At 54.4% G+C, this 18,310-nt stretch carries 21 protein-coding genes; 20 read left to right on the top strand and 1 reads right to left on the bottom strand.

The features are described 5' to 3' along the window. The 14 genes from I2D94_RS18375 to I2D94_RS14830 form a co-directional block, all read left to right on the top strand. Window positions 1–254: hypothetical protein (locus tag I2D94_RS18375; protein WP_229056906.1), on the top strand; the 254-nt coding region annotated here is incomplete at its 5' end. Then, complete coding sequence (gene rpsU / locus I2D94_RS14890; protein WP_020223152.1) at window positions 214–393, top strand: 30S ribosomal protein S21; 180 nt, start codon at window positions 214–216, stop codon at window positions 391–393. The genes I2D94_RS18375 and rpsU, both read left to right, overlap by 41 nt. Before the next feature lie 221 nt (window positions 394–614). Continuing rightward, window positions 615–1,580: a hypothetical protein gene (locus tag I2D94_RS14885; RefSeq protein ID WP_195397489.1), complete on the top strand. Its 966-nt coding sequence runs from the start codon at window positions 615–617 to the stop codon at window positions 1,578–1,580. Between the two features lie 126 nt (window positions 1,581–1,706). Next, window positions 1,707–1,904, top strand: coding sequence for a YabP/YqfC family sporulation protein (locus I2D94_RS14880; protein WP_006060198.1), 198 nt, complete (start codon window positions 1,707–1,709; stop codon window positions 1,902–1,904). Next, on the top strand, window positions 1,894–2,844 hold the full coding sequence (locus tag I2D94_RS14875) for a sporulation protein YqfD (protein ID WP_195397488.1): 951 nt from the start codon (window positions 1,894–1,896) through the stop codon (window positions 2,842–2,844). Before I2D94_RS14880 ends, I2D94_RS14875 begins: the two co-directional genes overlap by 11 nt. Window positions 2,845–2,861: 17 nt before the next feature. Next, window positions 2,862–3,809 carry a PhoH family protein gene (locus I2D94_RS14870; RefSeq protein ID WP_195397487.1) on the top strand — a complete coding sequence of 316 codons (948 nt, stop codon included), beginning with the start codon at window positions 2,862–2,864 and terminating at the stop codon, window positions 3,807–3,809. 3 nt (window positions 3,810–3,812) lie between these two features. After that, a complete protein-coding gene (locus I2D94_RS14865) occupies window positions 3,813–4,484 on the top strand; it encodes a response regulator transcription factor (RefSeq protein WP_195397486.1) in 672 nt (223 codons plus the stop codon). A gap of 15 nt (window positions 4,485–4,499) precedes the next feature. Next, window positions 4,500–5,813, top strand: a complete 1,314-nt coding sequence (locus I2D94_RS14860; protein ID WP_195397485.1) for an ATP-binding protein — start codon at window positions 4,500–4,502, stop codon at window positions 5,811–5,813. A gap of 299 nt (window positions 5,814–6,112) precedes the next feature. Then, complete coding sequence (locus tag I2D94_RS14855) at window positions 6,113–7,060, top strand: substrate-binding domain-containing protein (protein WP_195397484.1); 948 nt, start codon at window positions 6,113–6,115, stop codon at window positions 7,058–7,060. Between the two features lie 82 nt (window positions 7,061–7,142). Continuing rightward, on the top strand, window positions 7,143–8,084 hold the full coding sequence (gene pstC, locus I2D94_RS14850; RefSeq protein WP_195397483.1) for a phosphate ABC transporter permease subunit PstC: 942 nt from the start codon (window positions 7,143–7,145) through the stop codon (window positions 8,082–8,084). Continuing rightward, window positions 8,081–9,319, top strand: coding sequence for a phosphate ABC transporter permease PstA (gene pstA / locus I2D94_RS14845; RefSeq protein WP_370544629.1), 1,239 nt, complete (start codon window positions 8,081–8,083; stop codon window positions 9,317–9,319). Before pstC ends, pstA begins: the two co-directional genes overlap by 4 nt. 12 nt (window positions 9,320–9,331) lie before the next feature. Beyond that, on the top strand, window positions 9,332–10,087 hold the full coding sequence (gene pstB / locus I2D94_RS14840) for a phosphate ABC transporter ATP-binding protein PstB (protein WP_006060208.1): 756 nt from the start codon (window positions 9,332–9,334) through the stop codon (window positions 10,085–10,087). 16 nt (window positions 10,088–10,103) lie between these two features. Further along, a complete protein-coding gene (gene phoU, locus I2D94_RS14835; protein WP_195397482.1) occupies window positions 10,104–10,748 on the top strand; it encodes a phosphate signaling complex protein PhoU in 645 nt (214 codons plus the stop codon). A 197-nt stretch (window positions 10,749–10,945) separates the two neighbouring features. Next, window positions 10,946–11,917, top strand: a complete 972-nt coding sequence (locus I2D94_RS14830) for a hypothetical protein (RefSeq protein ID WP_195397481.1) — start codon at window positions 10,946–10,948, stop codon at window positions 11,915–11,917. A gap of 137 nt (window positions 11,918–12,054) precedes the next feature. On the opposite strand, the gene I2D94_RS14825 is transcribed toward I2D94_RS14830, so the two are convergent. After that, window positions 12,055–13,746, bottom strand: a complete 1,692-nt coding sequence (locus I2D94_RS14825) for a Na/Pi cotransporter family protein (RefSeq protein WP_195397480.1) — start codon at window positions 13,744–13,746, stop codon at window positions 12,055–12,057. Window positions 13,747–13,980: 234 nt separating this feature from the next. Between I2D94_RS14825 and ybeY the strand changes: the two genes are divergently transcribed. The 6 genes from ybeY to I2D94_RS14795 all read left to right on the top strand — a co-directional run bounded on the left by ybeY (window position 13,981) and on the right by I2D94_RS14795 (window position 18,282). After that, on the top strand, window positions 13,981–14,442 hold the full coding sequence (gene ybeY / locus I2D94_RS14820) for an rRNA maturation RNase YbeY (protein ID WP_370544630.1): 462 nt from the start codon (window positions 13,981–13,983) through the stop codon (window positions 14,440–14,442). Continuing rightward, on the top strand, window positions 14,443–14,790 hold the full coding sequence (locus tag I2D94_RS14815) for a diacylglycerol kinase (protein WP_195397478.1): 348 nt from the start codon (window positions 14,443–14,445) through the stop codon (window positions 14,788–14,790). A 16-nt stretch (window positions 14,791–14,806) separates the two neighbouring features. Continuing rightward, complete coding sequence (gene cdd, locus I2D94_RS14810) at window positions 14,807–15,202, top strand: cytidine deaminase (protein ID WP_006060215.1); 396 nt, start codon at window positions 14,807–14,809, stop codon at window positions 15,200–15,202. Further along, window positions 15,199–16,095 (top strand): GTPase Era, encoded by an 897-nt coding sequence (era, locus tag I2D94_RS14805; RefSeq protein ID WP_195397477.1) that lies wholly within the window; start codon window positions 15,199–15,201, stop codon window positions 16,093–16,095. The genes cdd and era overlap by 4 nt, the downstream gene beginning before the upstream one ends. Next, entirely contained in the window at window positions 16,088–16,840 is a 753-nt protein-coding gene (gene recO / locus I2D94_RS14800; RefSeq protein ID WP_195397476.1) for a DNA repair protein RecO, read from the top strand. The genes era and recO overlap by 8 nt, the downstream gene beginning before the upstream one ends. A 65-nt stretch (window positions 16,841–16,905) precedes the next feature. Further along, window positions 16,906–18,282, top strand: coding sequence for a glycine--tRNA ligase (locus I2D94_RS14795; protein ID WP_072683476.1), 1,377 nt, complete (start codon window positions 16,906–16,908; stop codon window positions 18,280–18,282). The last annotated feature ends 28 nt before the right edge of the window (window positions 18,283–18,310 follow it).

The following is an 18,310-nucleotide window of genomic DNA, read 5'->3' as shown; positions in this document are numbered from 1 at the left end:
ACAGGGAGATACAAGATGACTATAACTCATTTGCACGAGTAAATGCAGTCCGCGTCTTTGCAAAAGTAAATGCAATTCCTTTTAGTCTTAAGGCTGCGTTTACTTTTTCAATTCACTTTCTTGAAAAACATTCCTCAAATCGTTCCGAAAAGGTTGCTTTTTTCGGATGGTTTGGTTATAATATATCTGCTTGCATCAGAAGGGAGGGTAAGTATGCCAAGAGTTGTCTTAAAAGAGAACGAAGTATTGGATGACGCATTACGTCGTTTCAAGCGTCAGGTTTCTCGCAACGGAACCCTTGCTGAGGCTCGCAAAAGAGAGTTTTATGTAAAACCAGGCGTCCGTCGTAAATTGAAGTCGGAGGCTGCAAGAAAGGCTAGACGTTCAAAATAAAGAAGCGCAAGCTTCTTTTTTCGTAGGATGAGCTTTTCTGGCTGAAATGAGGACAGGCGGATGATCGCTGAATCCTTGAATCCTCAGTAACGGCCAGCGAAGGATCAAAGGGAAATCCGAAAGCAGTAAATTAAAGAACAGACTGAAATCAAAGCGGATCGGAAAAAGCGATCAGCGCGATGATGCAGGAAAGCATCAGAATGAAGGAGGAGACGGTCACAATGCAAAGTTCAACACAAGCACTCCAGCAGTTTAAGCGGGCCTTAGCACAGGTTTATCAGCAGTGGCGGGATAAGCAATGGGAAATGATGAACATCAAATTGGAGCTGCCGCTGTTTGACGCGCCGGTATGCGCTTCGTTTTTACAGATGAGCGAGGAAACGGTGCTGGAAATCTGTGATGACGACTGGGATCAGCTGGTCGGCAATTCGCTGGCCCAGGAGGATTCCTACCACATGGCGGTTCAGGCGTCGCGGCGGATCATGTGGCGGCCGTTTTGCGCGGAGGAAGCGGAGGTTGCTTTATTTCAGCAGGATGGCCTGCAGGTTTTTATCAACGATATTCACTGCGGTCTGCTGGAGGTGCGTCCTTCCTCCCGCTGGATTGAGGAAACCCGGCTGCTCGTCGAAGCGCTGAGTGAAATCCTGGCAGCGTACAACGGTCCGGAAACGACGGATGAACAATGGGTGGAAGCGGCTCGATTAAGTGATCAGAGCTGGCGTTTAGTGCCGAAAGAGGGCGCTGTGCGGATCGAAGGTCCAGCCTGTATGATCGACGAAGCGGCAGCCGAAAAGCTCAGTCAGCTCAAACATACGCGGGAAACCGTGCAGCTGGATGTCATCAGCCTGATCGATCCGCTGGAAGCGGAACACGGCACCGCGGTCGCGTTCAGGATGTTGGTGCTGGTGTGCTCCAACCGGCATCAGACACATATTGAATTCAGTTTCCGCAAACGGGAAGATTTGTGCACAGCGTTGGTAGAAGGTTTGCGTGAATTTATCCTGATCGCCGGGATTCCTGCCCGCCTGCAGGTCAACCACGGGCTGTATGAATTCATTCTGGCCGATCTGGCGCAGCGGTTGGGGATTCGGATCGTTCATGTGGAGAATCTGATTCTGACGGAACAGCTCAGCGAAGAACTGGCGGCCGCCCTGTCACCGCTGACAACTCCCGAATCAATGAATTAGCGCGCTTTCGTCTCGTTGTCATTTTGATCTCACAGGATCATAACGCCTCAGCGTCCCTTTGCGGACGCTTTTTTCATGTTTGCCTGTGCTGGCGCATAACCTACATCAGAGGAAGGAGTGTGCGCGATGATCACAGTCAGTGAAAAACAGGCCATGATCGAAGATTTCGAGCGGCTGATCCTCGTCAGCCCCGAACAAATTATCACCGAGTCCAAACAGGGCAGAATGATCGTCGAAGGCAGCGGCCTTCATATCCGGGTGTTCAGCGCCGACGAAATCATTCTTTCCGGGCAGATCAGGCGGGTGAAGTTCGATGCGGAATAGACTGCCTTTTCTGTTTGGCATGGACTGTTGGCGGCTGAAAATACCGCTGACGTTTTTTCTCAATCAATGTCTGCGCCAGGATATCGAGGTCATGGAACTCAAGCAGACCCCGGAAGGGCTGGTTTTCTGGACGCCGGTGACGAGCCGGCGGCGGATTACCGGTTTGTTTCAGGACGCGGAATGTTTGCGGACCAGCGGCGTCACCGGTTTTTTGCTGCACCAGTTCCAGCAGCCGCTGCGGTTGTTTTCTGTCGCGTTATCCATCGCGCTGTGGACATTTTACTCGCATTGCATTGTCCAGGTCAGCGTAACCGGCACGGATCCAACCCTGCAGCGCCAGATCGAGCAGCAGCTGGCGGAGAACGGCTATGCCGCGCCGTTTTTCACCGCCGATCAGAATCTGGCGGAAACGATTGAATTTCTGATCAAGGAAAGTTTTGAGGACCGGTTGGGCTGGACTGAGGTCATTCGCACGGGCTCGCGGCTGCAGCTTCAGTTTACGGATAAGGAATACGTTGAAACTCCGCAGCTGACCAACGATCCGATTTATGCGCAGAAGGAAGGCATGGTCGTGCGTTTTGACGTTCAGCATGGGGAGAAAAAGGTTAAAATCAACCAGATCGTTCATCCCGGGGATCTGTTGATCGACAATGAACTGAAAGACGCCTTTGAGGTGCCGCAGCCGCTCTATGTCAAGGGCAAGGTTTACGGCTACACCTGGTACACCGTGGAAAGCTCGCTGTCAGATGCACCGGATTTCCCGCTGCATGATGCGCTGGCGTTTTTTCGTCTGTTGATGGACTGCCGCAGTCAGATCGCCGAGCAGCTGCAGGAGGATGAAAAAATTATCAAAGAAAATGTTTTACTTTTTGACAGGAATGCGGGTACAATAACGATGAAGATCCACTATACGTTACTGGAGGATCTGACACGACCTTAAATTCGAGGAGGAAAACCATGACCTATGTCCTGTCAATGGAACATCTGAGCGCGTCGGAAGCGGCTGATTTGATCGGCTACCAAGACCGCAACCTGAACTGCTTATGCGAACTGTACGGGGCGGAGATTGTCTTCCGCGACAATCAGTTTACGATCCGCTGCCAGGATCCGGAAGCGGTGGCGGAGATTCTGCAGGAAATGCTGAAGATGATCCGGCATTCCCAACAGATCAGCGAGCAGGAAATTCGATATTTGGTCCGCACGCAGCGCAAGCAGCAGGCGGTCGATCTGGGCGATCTGAAGTCCAAGGTGCTGGCCCGCACCCATAGCGGCAAGGCGATATCGCCGAAAACCGAGGGTCAACGCAGCTTCATCGAAGCGATGGAAAAGAAAACAATCGTCTTCGCGGTCGGCCCTGCCGGCACGGGCAAGACCTATTTAGCCGTGGCCTACGCCGTCAGTATGCTGAAGAAAGGTGAGATTCACCGGATCATTCTGACCCGGCCCGCAGTGGAAGCGGGGGAGAGCCTGGGATTTCTGCCTGGTGATCTGAAGGAAAAAGTCGATCCGTATTTACGCCCGCTGTATGACGCGCTGCATGATCTGATGGGCGCGGAAACGACAGAGAAGCTGATCGAAAAAGGCACGATCGAGATCGCGCCGCTGGCTTATATGCGCGGGCGGACGCTGGATGATGCCGTGATTATTCTGGACGAAGCGCAGAACACGACGCCGGCCCAGATGAAAATGTTTTTAACCCGGCTGGGCTTTCAGTCGCGGATGATCATCACCGGCGATGTGACGCAGGTGGATCTGCCGAAATCCCAGCGCAGCGGTCTGATGGACGCCGTCGGCCTGTTGAAAGGGATTGAGGAAATCGGCGTACTGCAGCTGTCCAGCGACGATGTCGTGCGGCATCCGCTGGTGCAGAAAATCATTGACCGCTATGGGGCAAAGGGGGAATAGAGCATGCCGCGGATTCTTTTAATTGAGGATGAAGACAGCATCCGCCACCTGATCAGCTACGATTTGAAAAACGCTGGGTTTGACGTCACCGGCTGCCCGGACGGCGCCAGCGCCCGGGAAAAGGGGCTGAACGAAAGCTTTGATATCATGATCATCGACTGGATGCTGCCGGAAATCAGCGGGATTGAGCTGGTGCGGCTGTTCCGCGGCAAAGGCATTGACAGCGTCATGATGATGCTGACGGCGAAGGATGAGGAAGAAGACATTCTGGAAGCCTTCGAGGCCGGCGTCGACGATTACATCACTAAACCATTTTCCCCGCGCGAGCTTTTGGCGCGGATCCAGGCGCATGTCAAACGGATTGTCAAAACAAGCCGGCGGGTGCTGGAAATGGGCGGCCTGACGATGGATCTGGGAAGCCGGGAAGTGTCGGTCAACGGCCGGCCGGTCAGCCTGACGAAAAAGGAATTTGAGCTGCTGGAATATCTGCTGCGCAATCCGCAGATCGTTTTATCCCGCGACAACATCCTCAACGAGATCTGGGATTTTGATTACGACGGGGATACCCGGATCGTTGACGTCCACATTTTCAAGCTGCGCAATAAGCTGCAGGGCAGCGGCGTGAAGATTGCCTCCCTGCGCGGGGTCGGCTATAAACTTGAAGTCCAGGCATAAACGGCGGAGACAGGCATGAAAACGAGTGAAGCTTTACTACTGATCGTCACCGTTGCGGGTCTGGCGCTGTTCTGCGCCCAGGGCTTATTGGAAGCCTGGAGCGCGCTGGTCTTGCTGGGACTGGTCGCGATGGCGCTGCTGTGGCACAGTCAGGACACATTGCGCGAAACGATGCGGACGAAAGAACAGACGTTGAAAACGCAGGTTCGCAGCTCGGCCAAGGATGCTTCGCTGAAGCAGCAGCAGATCATGACGATCCTGACGAATATCCCCTCCCCCTTAGCCATGATGGATTCCTATGGTCATCTGATTTTATACAATGAAGGATTCAGCCGATTTCTGAGCGAAGAAGGCGAGGATGAATTCACATATCGCGACGAGCGGATCGCCGGCGAGGTGCAGTTGTTTCTGAAGGAAGCGTATTTGAGCGAGAATGCGATCGTGCGCAATCTGTGCTACAACAGCGTCGACTTTCAGTGTCTGTCCGTGCCGATTCAGGAGAACGGCCGGTTTACCGGATGTCTGTTGGTGTTTCAGGATATTACGCAGGCGATGGAAAAGGAACGGATGCAGAAACGCTTCATTGCCGATGCGTCGCATGAGCTGAAAACACCGATTGCGGCGATCAAGGGAATGATTGAAATTCTGAACCGGGATGATTTTGATGATCCCAAGACGATGCAGGATTTTCATATCCAGATTGAAAAGGAAACAAAACGACTGGAAATGATTGTCGCCGATCTGTTAAAGCTGTCGCGCTTATCCATGAGCACGCTGGCGCTGGAGCTGTCGCCCTGTGAGATCAGCGGACTGTTTGACAGTCTGATCAAGGAGGCTGCGCCGCAGGCAAAAAGTCAGGGTGTGATCGTGGAGGCGGAGGATCAAACGCACGAAACGTTCTGGCTGGATGAACAGAAAATCCATCAGGCGCTGGCGAATTTATTGAACAATGCGCTGGCGCACAGTCAGCCGGAGCATATCCGCATGCAGGCGCGGCGTCAGGACAGTTGGCTGGTGCTGACGGTCAGCGATGACGGCTGCGGGATCGACGCCAAACATCTAGATCGGATTTTTGAGCGCTTTTACCGGGTAGATAAATCCCGGTCCCGAGCCAGCGGGGGCAGCGGTTTGGGGCTGGCGATCGTCAAGGCGATCGTGAGTGCCCATCAGGGCGAGATTGAGGTTGACAGCGAGGTTGGCCGCGGCAGCCGCTTCGTCATCCGCCTGCCGATTCGTTCCGACGCGGCGGATCAACCTTTGACGGCGGAACATTCTCCACGCCTTCCGCAACCTTCGCCGCAGAACACAAACGCTGGCGTCTCAAAGTGAAAGGTCGCGGGAAACGATCGTCCTCAGTCAGGGATTCCCTGGCTTTTTTTGTGCTTGTTTTTCGTTGGGAGCGGTGGATGGGAAAAAAGGAATGTCCTGACAGGAAGCCATCGTTTTTCAGCCTTGATTCATGATTTGGCAGCCAACCTGCCGGCTGAAAGCTGCTTTCCCATGTGGGGGAACAGAGAAAGGACAATGTTTTGGGTAATTTATTTTTTAACCGTTTCTTAACGCAAGCTTCATTTTCTGTTAATCGTAGCGCGGTAAACTGGGAACTGTTCAAGAAAGGGATGAATGAAATGAAGAAATTATTTGTATTCGTACTGACAGCGCTGCTTGTCGCTGGCTGCAGCACAGCACCCAAGACAGAGCCAGTTGAGGGAGGAACGGCCACACCGTCCGCAGCGGCAGCCATCAACGTCTATACCCGCGACGCGACTTCCGGTACGCGGGAAGCGTTTGAAAAAGCTGGAGATTTTGCGGAACAGCTGACGTCCTCTGCCATTGAAGTTTCCAGCAACGGCGATATGGCGACCAAGGTCGGAGCGGATGTAAACGGCATCGGTTATGTGTCGCTGTCCACGGATTTTGCGGCCAACGGCGTGAAGCCGCTGAACTTTGAAGGCGTGGCGCCGAGCGAAGCGACGGTTCTGGACGGAACCTACGGCATGCAGCGTCCGTTTGCCTTCACAACCCGGGCGGCCGGTGACTATGAAAGTGCGGAGAAAGAACAGCTGATCGCAGCGTTCTTAGACTTCCTGCAGAATTCCACAGAAGGCATGCTGGTGGTGGAAAAGGCCGGCGGCGTTGTCGATAAGAGCCAGGGGAAAGCCTGGGCTGAACTGGCGGCGAATCATCCGATCGTCAAGGAAGACAACTCGGCGATCACAATCGCGACCTGTGGTTCGACATCCGTGGAGAAAACGCTGAAAGCCGCGCTGGAAGCGTTCCAGCCGTTGGCGGGCAACTTCCAGTTCACGATGAACCAGACCGGTTCGGGCGACGGCTACAAGCGCGTCCTCGGTTCGGAAAAAGACGGTGCTAACCGCGCGGATATCGGCTTTGCTTCGCGGGCTTTCAAAAGCGGCGAGGAAGACACATCATCGGCGATGGCCTCAGGCCAGTATTGCATTGATGCAGTGGTGACGATTGTCAATCAAGCGAATACGGCCGTTGCCAATCTGACGCAGGCTCAGGTTCACGATATCTTTACCGGCACGGTAACGTCCTGGGATCAGATTCAGTAATTGACAAACAGGATGCAGAAGCGACCGCTTCCCCGGCGGATTTGTCGGCGGAGCGGTTTCGTTTTGAAGGAAGGATGAGGTTATGGAAAGCAATCTGAAAGCGAGAATCCGCCCCGGCCAGGCCCGGCGCAAGCAGAGAACGGACCAGATGGTCAAGGCTGTTTTCTTTCTGGCGGCGCTGATTTCCGGCAGCTGTATCGTGCTGATCACGCTGTTTATTCTGATGAAAGGGATCCAGCCGTTTTTACCCGGCTATACCTATGGCTCCATATCGCTGAAAGATTTCCTGTTAGGAACGTTATGGCGGCAGGATCAGGGAGTCTACGGCGTTGGATTCATCGTGATCAATACGCTGATCTCCGCTTTTGGAGCGCTGCTGCTGGCCTTTCCCATCGCGGTGCTGACGGCGCTGTTTATCGTCAAGATCGCGCCCAAGCCGGTTAAACCGCTGATGAAAACGGTGGTGGAATTGCTCGCGTCGATTCCCAGCGTCGTCTACGGTGTCTTTGCGGCCGGGGTGATTACGTCGCTGGTGAAAGGGCTGGCGTCGCTGGCGGGGGTCAGTACAGCCGGGGGCAGTTCGCTGCTTGCGGTGATCCTGTTATTGGCGATCATGATTTTCCCGACGATCACCTCGCTGGCGGTGACGGCCATCGAAGCGGTCGATCCGGATCTGGAGCTGGGGTCGCTGGCCTTGGGAGCAACGGCGACGCAGACCCATTTCAAAGTTGTCCTGGCCAGCGCCAAGTCAGGGATTTTCGCCGGAGCAATTCTGGGGCTGGGCCGGGCGTTTGGCGAAGCGACAGCGGTCGCGATGGTGGCCGGCAACAAGCTGTTCGGCCCGACGTTCAATCTGTTCGACATCACCCGCACGCTGACCTCAACGATGCTGGCGGGATTGAAGGAAACAACCGGACTGGATTACGATATCCGGTTCTCCGTCGGTCTGGTGCTGATGGTCGTAATCCTTTTGTCGAATCTCAGTCTGAACTGGATGAAGAAGAAAGTGGGGAATGGACAGTGAAAACCAATCGGATGCCGCGTGTGATCAGCGATCGTTTTCTGCAGCTGCTGACGGTGCTGAGCGCAGCGCTGGCCGTTGTGGTGCTGACCAGTCTGTTCGTGTATATTTTCAGTCATGGTCTGTCCTTAATCAATGCGGATCTGCTGCGCAGCGATTACTGGTCCCTCAGCAAGATCGTGGCTTTGGATGAAACACGCAATCAGCCCGGGAGCTATCCGCATCCGGAAAATCTCGGTGCTGAGGTGGCGTGGAGCGAAAAGTGGGGTGTGGGCTTTGTCGACCATCTTTCCCATGAAAAGAAACAGCTTGTCCTGATCGAAACCGTGGCGGAAAATTCGCCGCTGGCATCAGCTGTGGATACCAGCGCCGGGGCGAACCAGGGGAAACCGGTCGCGATGAGCGCCGGGCTGCAGGTGGAAAAAATTGATTTTACCGACGCTTCTGGAACGGCGGATTTCACCGGTATGCTGGCTTCCGCAAGCGCTGCTGAAGTGGCGGAAACATTGGATCAGTCCGCGGCGAAGCTGACGTCGATGTTTATCAAGACACCGGGCGGAGGCATCCGCGGATCGCTGGTGAGCACCGCGTACTTAATTCTGGTATCGCTGCTGATCGCGCTGCCGATCGGCATTGCCAGCGCTGTCTATTTAAGTGAAATGGCTAAAAAAAACAAAGTGAACGCCGCGATCCGCACCGGGATTGAAACGCTGACCGGCGTCCCTTCGATCGTTTATGGTTTAATGGGCGTCAGCGTGCTGTTTCCGATTACCGCGGCCATGGGGGCAAAGACGACGAATATTCTGCTGGGCGCGCTGACGATGGCGATCATCCTTTTGCCGACGATCATCCGCTCGACTGAGGAAGCGCTGCGGGTTGTACCTCAGGGCCTGCGCGATGCGTCGTTGTCGTTAGGTGCAAGCCAGACTCAGACGATATTCAAGATCACGCTGCCCTGCGCGATGCCGGGTATTCTCAGCGGGATTCTGTTAAGCATCGGCCGGGTGGTCGGCGAATCGGCGGCGCTGATCTATACGATGGGCACCTTTATTAACGATCAGCCGGGCTTGTTGAAGCAAGGTACTTCGCTGGCCGTTCACATCTGGTCGGTGATGTCGGGCGAGCAGCCTAACTTTGAACTGGCCTGCGCGATCTCAATCATCATTCTGATCTTTGTGCTGATCTTGAATCTGACGGTCAAGCTGCTTTCGCGGCGGCTGCAGAAAAGCTTCCGCTAGAAAGGAATCGTTATGGAAACTTGTTTTGAAGTAAAAGATTTGAATTTATATTATGGTGAAAAACAGGCGCTGAAACAGCTGAATCTGACGATCGGCAAGAACCGGGTCACCGCGCTGATCGGTCCTTCAGGATGTGGAAAATCGACGTTTCTGCGGTGTCTGAACCGGATGAACGATCTGATTGAAAATTGCCGGATCAGCGGTGAAATCCGCCTGTTAGGCGAGAATATTTATGATTCAAAAACCAACGTCGTCCAGCTGCGCACTGAGGTTGGAATGGTGTTTCAGAAGCCAAACCCGTTTCCGATGTCGATCTATGACAACATCGCTTACGGTCCCCGTTGTCAGGGAATCCGCGATAAGAAAGTGCTGGACGGCGTTGTGGAACACTCGCTGAAATCGGCGGCGCTGTGGGAGGAGGTCAGGGACCGCCTGCACGACTCGGCGCTGGCGCTCTCGGGCGGTCAGCAGCAGCGGCTGTGCATCGCCCGGGCGATCGCGATGGAACCGGAGGTCATTCTGATGGACGAGCCGACCTCCGCGCTGGATCCGATTGCCACGGCGAAGATCGAAGAGCTGATCGAGCAGCTGAAGACAACCTATACGATCGTCATCGTAACGCACTCGATGCAGCAGGCTTCCCGGGTTTCCGATGATACGGCGTTCTTTCTGCTCGGTGAAATCGTAGAGGCCGACACGACCCGCAAGCTCTTTTCCAAACCGGCAGATCAGCGGACTGAGGATTATATCACCGGCCGGTTCGGCTAGGAATCAGGAGGAATAAATGATGAAAATGGATGAATCGCTCGCCGCTTTCCAGGCTTTGATCCTGCAGATGTACCGCAAGGTGAAAACGATGCACGAGCTGGCGCTGGACATTCTTCGAAGCGGCGATAAAGAAAAGGCGCTGCAGCTAATCTACATGGATGACTTCGTCAATCATCTGGAGGAGGAAATCAACGATCAGGCGCAGACGGTGCTGGCGCTGCTTTCCCCGGTGGCCACGGATCTGCGCAAAGTGATCGCCGGGATTAAAATCGCTTCCGATTTGGAACGGATCGGCGACTACGCCAAGAACATCGCAGACTACGTCATCAAAAAAGGCCCGGCGGAACCTCCGTTTGTCGGCGAACAGGCGGAAGCGATCGGGCGGTTGTTTCTGGCCATGCTGGACGCGGCGATGGACGCCTATCAGAAGGAGGATGTCGCGCAGGCGTATCGGATTCCGCAGCAGGACGAACAGATCAACGATCAGTTTGCCGAGCTGTCCGGACAGATTGAAACCGCCGTTATGCAGGGAATGCAGATGGAACATGTCGTGCCGTTAGTCGCGATGCTGCGCAACTTTGAACGAGCCGGCGATCATACTAAAAATATCTGCGAGCACCTGATCTATCAGGTAAAAGGGCAGCACATTGATTTCGGATGAAGGCCCGCAAGGAATCCCGGCCGCTAAAGCGCGGGATTTTTTTGCTTTCAGCAAAGGATAACCCCGCAGCAAATGGGATTTTGAGATCGTGTCTTACTGGGAACGGGCTTCCGGGTCTTCGCGGGAATTTCTTCGCAGAACATTGACATCCGCGGGTCGGGTTCGTTATACTGAGGGTAAACTCAAGAGGTGAAGACATGAAAAAACTCTTTCTGCTGGGACTGACGTTGGCGCTGATCGCGACGATTGAAGGGTTCCAGTCCAGTGCGCAAAAGCAGATGATGGCGGAAATGCCGCGTTTAAAATGGGCGTCAGCGGGGTATGCGTCGGCTTGTTACGAAGTTCAGTTTACCGCGGGACAGCAGGCGCGTCAGCGCGAGCGGATCGCGGAATTGATCGCGGTCGGTCAGGAAAGCGAAGCCAGCGAGGAAGACCGGCTGAATGCCCGCAAGCTGGCGGTGATGGAGGTCAAGCCGGACGCTGAATCCGGGCTGAGCTTTTATTACGGCGGGATGAAAAATCCGCTGCATGATTTGTTTCCGGTTTCCGGAACGCCACAGATCAGCTTCAACCAGGCGCGGCCGGTCTATTATACGGCTGACCGAAAGGATTTATCGGCGCCGCACATGACGATGATTCAAAGCGCGGACGTTCGGGTCGAACCGTTTTACAACAGCGTGGAACAGACCGGGACTTCCGCAGCTCTGTGGTTCTTCGCGGAACAGCCGTCGGATTGGATCGCCTTGATTTATCAGCTGCGTCAGGAATTTCCGGACATGACATTCATCAAGCAGCCGATCGCCGTGGACAGCACGGTTTCCGATACGTTGGCGAACCAGCGGTCAGGACAGATTTTCGGGATTGCCGCCGGGATCACCCTGGCCGCGCTGGCGTTGACGCTGCACGAAGTGCGCCGACAGAAAAAACAGACGCCTGCGGCTTCCGCCCTGAATATTCTGGGGCGCAGCTGCGGTATGACCGGTCTGATCGCGGTGCTTGAAATCCCGGTTCTGATCATCCTGGTCAACCGGCTGCAGGGGGTAGCCTGGAATTACTACACGAATTTCCTGTATACCGACCTGTTTCATCTGTATGGCTGGATCGCGGCGGGCTTTGGACTCTGCGCCGCGGCCGGATGGCTGGCGGCACGCTCTGGTCGGCATTCATAACCGGTGCATTGTGGGAAGCGCAGGATCTGAGCGAGTCTGGCGGTTATAAAAAGAAACTAAAAAGGCATGAAAAAAGAAGCTGATTTTCCGGAACGATCCGGTCAAGGCAGCTTCTTTTGTTTGTTTTGTTGATGGGATCAGTGATGCTCGAGCACCGGTGCTTCCTTGCTGGAGGAGGCTTCGATTGAACAGCGGGCGATGTTGCAGCAATGATCGGCCATACGTTCCAGGTTTCCCAGAATATCGCAGTAGACGCTGCCGCCGACAGCCGTCGCGCATTCGTTGCGGGCCATCCGGTCGAAATGCTTCTGCCGGGCTTTGTATTCCAGCAAATCCATGTAATTCTCATCTTCCATCAGCGCGGAATACTGCGCGTAGTCTTCATCGCGGTAAATTCCGATCGCCGTGTTCAGCATGTGCTTGAACAGCTCAAACATTTCCAGCACGTCTTTTTTCGCGCCGTCGCTGAAGTCGTTTTTATCTTCATGCACCATGTCGAAGAACTCAACGAGGTTGACCGACAGGTCGCCGATCCGCTCCAGATTTTTGATGACCTGCAGGTGCAGGTTGAAATCCTGCATATCGCGGTCGTTCAGGTTTTCCTTGGAAACGCTCATCAGGTAATTGGTGATCTTGGTGTCGATGGAATTGATCAGATCCTCGGTCTGGTTGACGAGTTCCTTCTCATCGGAACCGCCGCGCGTATTCATGAAGTCGCGGGCTTTGTCGACCGCGGCGTCGACGACTGTGCTCATTTTCAGAACGGCCTGTTTGGCGATGGCCAGCGCGGCGGTCGGCATCTGATGCGCGATCCCGGCGTCCATGTCGTCGAGGTTGATTTCAATCCGCTCCGGTTCGTTGCCCGGAATCAGCTTCTTGATGAAATTGCACATGACGTTCAGCAGCGGCAGATAAACGATGACGCCAACGATCTTAAATAAGATATGCACGACGGCGATCTGCATCATCGGCGGGATCAGCAGCAGATCGGAGATCCAGGTGATGAACTGAATGTAAAACGGCAGGAAGATCATGCCGATCGTCGCCGCGATCACGTTGAACAGCGTATGCAGACCGGCGGTTCGTTTCGCCGCCAGGCTGCCGCCGATCGCCGCAAATACGCCGGTGACGGTCGTACCGATACAGGCTCCGAAGACAAACGGCATCGCCGCGTTCAGGGTCATCGCCCCGGATTCATATAATTTCTGGACGACGCCGATCGTCGCGGCCGAGCCCTGGATCAGTCCGGTCAGCACCGTGCCGGCCAGTAAGCCCAGCAGCGGTTTTTCCGACATCACCTTGGCAAATTCGATAAAGGCCGGCAGATCCTTCAGCATTTTCAGCGAGTCGCCCATGATCTTCAGACCATAGAACATCAGACCGAAGCCGAGGATGATGTCGCCGATGTAGCGGGTTTTCTTTTTCTTGCCAAACGAGATGATCATGCCGCCGATGAACACGAAGTACATTGCGAACTGCTCGACCTTCAAGCCGATCAGAAACGCCGTCATCGTCGTTCCGATGTTGGCGCCCACGACGACCCCGGCCGCCTGTTCCAGCTTCATTAATCCCGCGCGGACCAGACCGATGGTGATCGCGGTCGCGGCTGAGGAAGACTGCACGACGATGGTGACGACAATGCCGACCAGCACGGCCATTAATGGATTGGACGTATATTTGTCGATGTATTCCCGGAGCTTATGCCCGGCGACATTTTTCAAGCCGTCGCCCATAAACTTGATGCCAAACAAAAACAGCGCAAATCCGCCGAGGATCATGTCCCACGAGATATCTCCCAGCGTGATCATTTCCGTCGCTACGATATTCATTTGTTTTTCTCTCTCTCCTGTTTCTTCTCTTTTCTTCTCTTGATTCACGTTTATTTTAACAGAATCATTACGAAGTTTTAACACAAATTTAACATTTCCAGACAAAATCTGACAAACTTGCGATTTCAGCGCTTCCCAACTTGTGAAAGAAATCGGGAAAAGCCGTTTGTTTTCGGTCGAAAAGAGGCAGAATATGCTATAATAGCAATGCAAAATCAAGAGGTGAAGATGATGATAACCTGTACGTTTGTCAACAAGACAAGGGAAAAGCAATGGAAAGAAAACTATCCGGATTTCCAGCGGATCGCCGAGCATGCGCTGGAGGTCTTAAACAAGCAGGGCGACTATACCATTTCAGTGATTTTCGTGAAGTCCCGCAAAATCCATGAGATCAACCGCGATTACCGGCAGGTCGACCGGCCGACGGACGTGATTTCGTTTGCGGCATGTGATGATCAGGATGAATTTGAGCTGATCGAGGAAGCGGAAGTCGAACTGGGCGATATTTTTATCAACGTGGAAGCCGCGATCAGTCAGGCCGAGGAATATGGCCATTCGCTGCGGCGGGAAATCTGTTTCCTGTTTACGCACGGGCTGCTGCACTGCTTTGGCTACGACCACATGCAGCCGGATGAGGAAAAGGTCATGTTCGATCTGCAGCATGAAATTCTGGATCCGCTGGTGCCGAGGGTGTAAATGCGCGCGCTGATCAAAAAATTCAAGCCGGCGCTGAACGGACTGGTTCTGGCGGCGCAGGACCGCAGCGTGGCGATTCAGCTGGGCTTTGCGGTGCTGGCCGGACTGGCCGGGCTGGGGCTGGGCTTCGTCTTTTGGGAATGGGCGCTTGTGATTACGCTGGCGGCCCTGGTCATCACAGCGGAGATTTTGAACACCGCGATCGAGCGGCTGTGCGACTTCGTTCAGCCCAAACAGGATGACCGCATTAAAACGATAAAAGATCTGGCGGCGGGCGCGGTGCTGTGCGCATCCCTGGCGGCGCTGATCGTCGGGGGGATGATCGTCATCCGCCATCTAATAAGATAGAACAGGAGAAACAACGATGTACGAAAACTTAGTCAGCGAAGCCTTTGAGGCGATGAAATCCGCGTATGCGCCGTATTCCAACTATCATGTCGGCGCCTGCGTGTTATGCAAGGACGGCCGCACCTTTCGCGGCGTGAACATTGAAAACGCGTCCTACGGGGCGACGAACTGTGCCGAGCGCAGCGCGGTGTTCGGCGCGTATTCCTACGGTTACCGCAAGGCGGACATCGCGGCGATTGCGATTGTCAGCGACGGCGCCCGAATCGGAACGCCGTGCGGCATCTGCCGCCAGGTGCTCAGCGAATTGCTGGAAAGCGATACGCCGATCATCCTGTCCAATGGGAAAGAAACGATGGAAACGACGATTGCCGAGCTGCTTCCGATGAGCTTCGGCATGGAGGATCTGGCGTGAAGAGCGGCTTTGTCGCTTTGATCGGCCGGCCCAATGCCGGCAAAAGCACGCTGCTGAACGCTCTGGTCCAGCAGAAGGTTGCGATCATTTCCCCCAAGCCGCAGACAACTCGCAATTCCATCCGGGCGATCCGCACCGATGCCGATTCGCAGATCATTTTCGTCGATACGCCGGGAATTCATAAGCCGAAGCATGAGCTGGGCACCCAGATGAATAAGGAAGCCTACTCCGCGGCCTCGGGCGTCGATTTGATCTACTACCTCGTCGACGGCTCAGTGCCGTTTGGCAGCGGCGATGAATTCGTTTTGAATACACTGCGGCAGATGCATCTGCCGGTGTATCTGATTCTCAATAAAATTGATCTGCTGGAAAAAGAACAGCTGATCGATCTGTTGTTAGCGTGGCAGCAGCGGATGGATTTCAAAGAGATCATTCCGATCAGCGCGAAGACGCAGAACAATCTGGATCAGCTGATCGAAGCCACCAAGAATGATCTGACCGACGGCGTCCAGTATTATCCGGCCGACCAGGTCTGCGACTATCCGGAACAGTTCATCATGGCGGAAATTATCCGGGAAAAGGTGCTGCTGCTGACGGAAGAAGAAGTGCCGCATTCCGTCGCGGTCGTGATTGAAAGAATCCGCAAGAACCGCGAGCATCTGATCATCAACGCGATGATTCTGGTCGAACGGGATTCCCAAAAGGGCATCATCATCGGCAAGCAGGGCCGGATGATCAAGCAGATCGGCACGCTGGCGCGGGAAGAACTGCAGGGGCTGTTGGGCGAACCGATTTTCCTGGAATTGTTTGTCCGGGTGGAAAAGGACTGGCGCAACAAGAAGGCCAAGCTGCAGCAGCTGGGGTATATCCAGACGGAGCTGGAGGATGAGTGAAGCCCGGATCGAGGCGGTGATCCTCAAGCAGCAGGACTATCGTGAAAACGACGCGTTGATCACGGTGCTGTCGAAGGACTATGGCAAGCTGGGCTTCGTATGCCGGGGCATCCGCAAGATGGCGAGCAAGAACGCCGTTTCGTGCATGCCGTTTGTGCTGTCGGAGCTGATGTTTGACTACAAGGAACAAGCCACGCTGTTTTCACTAAAGAGCGCGCGCGTTCTGGCGGCGCACCGGCATATCCGCGAAGATTTGGAGAAAATGACAATTGCCCAGGTGATGTGCGAGATTGCCGACAAGCTTTTGGAGCAGGGAGAAAGCGATCTGGAAGCGGCCGGCGAAGTTTATGAGCTGCTGAGCGTCAGTCTGGACCGGCTGGACAGCGAGGCCGACAGCTATCTGATTTTAGCGCAGTTTACCGCACTGGCCTTGAAAATCGAAGGGATCGAGCCGGTTGTCGACGAGTGCGTGCTGTGCTCCAACACCCAGGTGCAGACGATATCTGTTGAAGACGGCGGTTTTCTGTGCGCAGAGTGTGCGGCGATGGTGCATGCCCGGCCGATGGAGGTCGGAGCGCTGAAACGTTTCCGTCTGATCAACAAGGCGCAGCTCGTTCATTTTGCCCAGCTGCGGCCGTATGGTCCGTGGACGAAAAAAGACGCGGAATTGCTGGTCGAATTTTTAATGCTACACAGCGGCATAAAGCTGGAAAGTTGGCGCTTTCTGGACCGCTTATCTAATTGACGAAAACCGTTGATTTGTACTATAATAAACTTTGTCTATAAAAATAAAGAAATGGGGAATTGATCATGGCAGTGAAACAATTTGACACGATCGTCGCGCACGCAAAAAACTCCGGTTTTGTGTTCCAGGGCTCCGAAATTTACGGCGGCTTGAGCAACACCTGGGATTTTGGTCCGCTCGGCGTTGAGCTTAAAGACAATATCAAACGGGCCTGGTGGAAGAAGTTCATTCAGTCCCATCCGAATAACGTCGGCATCCAGGCCGCAATCTTAATGAATCCGAAGGTTTGGGAGGCCAGCGGCCACTTGAAGGGCTTCTCGGATCCGCTGATGGACTGCCGTCACTGCAAGACCCGCCACCGCGCCGATCATCTGATCGAGGAGGCGACGGAAGGCAAGGTTGTGCCGGAGGGCTGGAGCAACGAAAAGATGATGGATTTCATCAAGGAAAACCACATCGCCTGCCCGAACTGCGGCAGTCATGATTTTACCGATATCCGTCAGTTCAATCTGATGTTTAAAACGTTCCAGGGAATTCTGGAAGACGCGAAGAGTACGATTTACCTGCGGCCGGAAACAGCCCAGGGCATGTTCGTCAACTTCAAGAACGTCCAGCGCTCCATGCGCCGCAAGCTGCCCTTTGGCATCGGCCAGATCGGCAAGAGCTTCCGCAACGAGATTACGCCGGGCAACTTCATTTTCCGCACCCGGGAATTCGAGCAGATGGAAATGGAATTCTTCTGCAAGCCGGGCGAGGATTTGCAGTGGTACGAATACTGGAAAAACTTCTGCATGAACTGGCTGACCAACCTGGGCCTGACTGCTGAAAGTCTGCGTTTCCGTGAGCATACGCCGGAAGAGCTGGCGTTCTATTCGAAGGGCACCAGCGATATTGAATATCTGTTCCCGTTCGGCTGGGGTGAGCTGTGGGGCATTGCCGACCGCACGGACTATGACTTGAAAACGCATCAGGAGCATTCCGGCGAATCTCTGGAATATCTTGATCCGCAGACCAATGAAAAATATCTGCCGTACTGCGTAGAACCGGCCGTCGGTGTGGAACGGCTGATGCTGGCGTTCTTATGCGACGCTTACGACGAGGAAGTTCTCAATGAAAAGGATACCCGCGTCGTGCTGCACCTGCATCCGGCACTGGCTCCGGTCAAGGCCTGCATCCTGCCGCTGTCGAAGCAGCTTTCCGCTTCGGCGAAGGAAATCTATGCCCAGCTGGCCGACAGCTTTGTATGCGAATATGACGAAGCCGGCAGTATCGGCAAGCGTTACCGCCGTCAGGACGCTATCGGCACGCCGTTCTGCGTCACGATCGACTTCGATACCGAGAAGGACGGCTGCGTCACCGTGCGCGAACGCGACAGCATGGAGCAGGTGCGGCTGCCGATCAGCGAATTGCAGGCGCATATCGAAGCGTCGCTGAAGTTCTGATCAGAATCCGTTCGGTACGAATAGGGGG

This window comes from Holdemania sp. 1001302B_160321_E10 (assembly GCF_015552275.1).
Lineage (GTDB): Bacteria > Bacillota_I > Bacilli_A > Erysipelotrichales > Erysipelotrichaceae > Holdemania.
This window is presented reverse-complemented; position numbering and strand designations above follow the sequence as displayed.

What these genes read in the sequence shown, in the direction of transcription:
- recO (WP_195397476.1), top strand. Translation starts at nt 16,088, where the DNA reads ATGAGTGAAGCCCGGATCGAGGCGGTGATCCTCAAGCAGCAGGACTAT.
- I2D94_RS14795 (WP_072683476.1), top strand. Translation starts at nt 16,906, where the DNA reads ATGGCAGTGAAACAATTTGACACGATCGTCGCGCACGCAAAAAACTCC.
- I2D94_RS14855 (WP_195397484.1), top strand. Translation starts at nt 6,113, where the DNA reads ATGAAGAAATTATTTGTATTCGTACTGACAGCGCTGCTTGTCGCTGGC.
- I2D94_RS14865 (WP_195397486.1), top strand. Translation starts at nt 3,813, where the DNA reads ATGCCGCGGATTCTTTTAATTGAGGATGAAGACAGCATCCGCCACCTG.
- I2D94_RS14870 (WP_195397487.1), top strand. Translation starts at nt 2,862, where the DNA reads ATGACCTATGTCCTGTCAATGGAACATCTGAGCGCGTCGGAAGCGGCT.
- rpsU (WP_020223152.1), top strand. Translation starts at nt 214, where the DNA reads ATGCCAAGAGTTGTCTTAAAAGAGAACGAAGTATTGGATGACGCATTA.
- cdd (WP_006060215.1), top strand. Translation starts at nt 14,807, where the DNA reads ATGTACGAAAACTTAGTCAGCGAAGCCTTTGAGGCGATGAAATCCGCG.
- I2D94_RS14815 (WP_195397478.1), top strand. Translation starts at nt 14,443, where the DNA reads ATGCGCGCGCTGATCAAAAAATTCAAGCCGGCGCTGAACGGACTGGTT.
- I2D94_RS14885 (WP_195397489.1), top strand. Translation starts at nt 615, where the DNA reads ATGCAAAGTTCAACACAAGCACTCCAGCAGTTTAAGCGGGCCTTAGCA.
- I2D94_RS14860 (WP_195397485.1), top strand. Translation starts at nt 4,500, where the DNA reads ATGAAAACGAGTGAAGCTTTACTACTGATCGTCACCGTTGCGGGTCTG.
- I2D94_RS14830 (WP_195397481.1), top strand. Translation starts at nt 10,946, where the DNA reads ATGAAAAAACTCTTTCTGCTGGGACTGACGTTGGCGCTGATCGCGACG.
- I2D94_RS14875 (WP_195397488.1), top strand. Translation starts at nt 1,894, where the DNA reads ATGCGGAATAGACTGCCTTTTCTGTTTGGCATGGACTGTTGGCGGCTG.
- pstC (WP_195397483.1), top strand. Translation starts at nt 7,143, where the DNA reads ATGGAAAGCAATCTGAAAGCGAGAATCCGCCCCGGCCAGGCCCGGCGC.
- phoU (WP_195397482.1), top strand. Translation starts at nt 10,104, where the DNA reads ATGATGAAAATGGATGAATCGCTCGCCGCTTTCCAGGCTTTGATCCTG.
- I2D94_RS14825 (WP_195397480.1), bottom strand. Translation starts at nt 13,746, where the DNA reads ATGAATATCGTAGCGACGGAAATGATCACGCTGGGAGATATCTCGTGG.
- pstB (WP_006060208.1), top strand. Translation starts at nt 9,332, where the DNA reads ATGGAAACTTGTTTTGAAGTAAAAGATTTGAATTTATATTATGGTGAA.
- I2D94_RS14880 (WP_006060198.1), top strand. Translation starts at nt 1,707, where the DNA reads ATGATCACAGTCAGTGAAAAACAGGCCATGATCGAAGATTTCGAGCGG.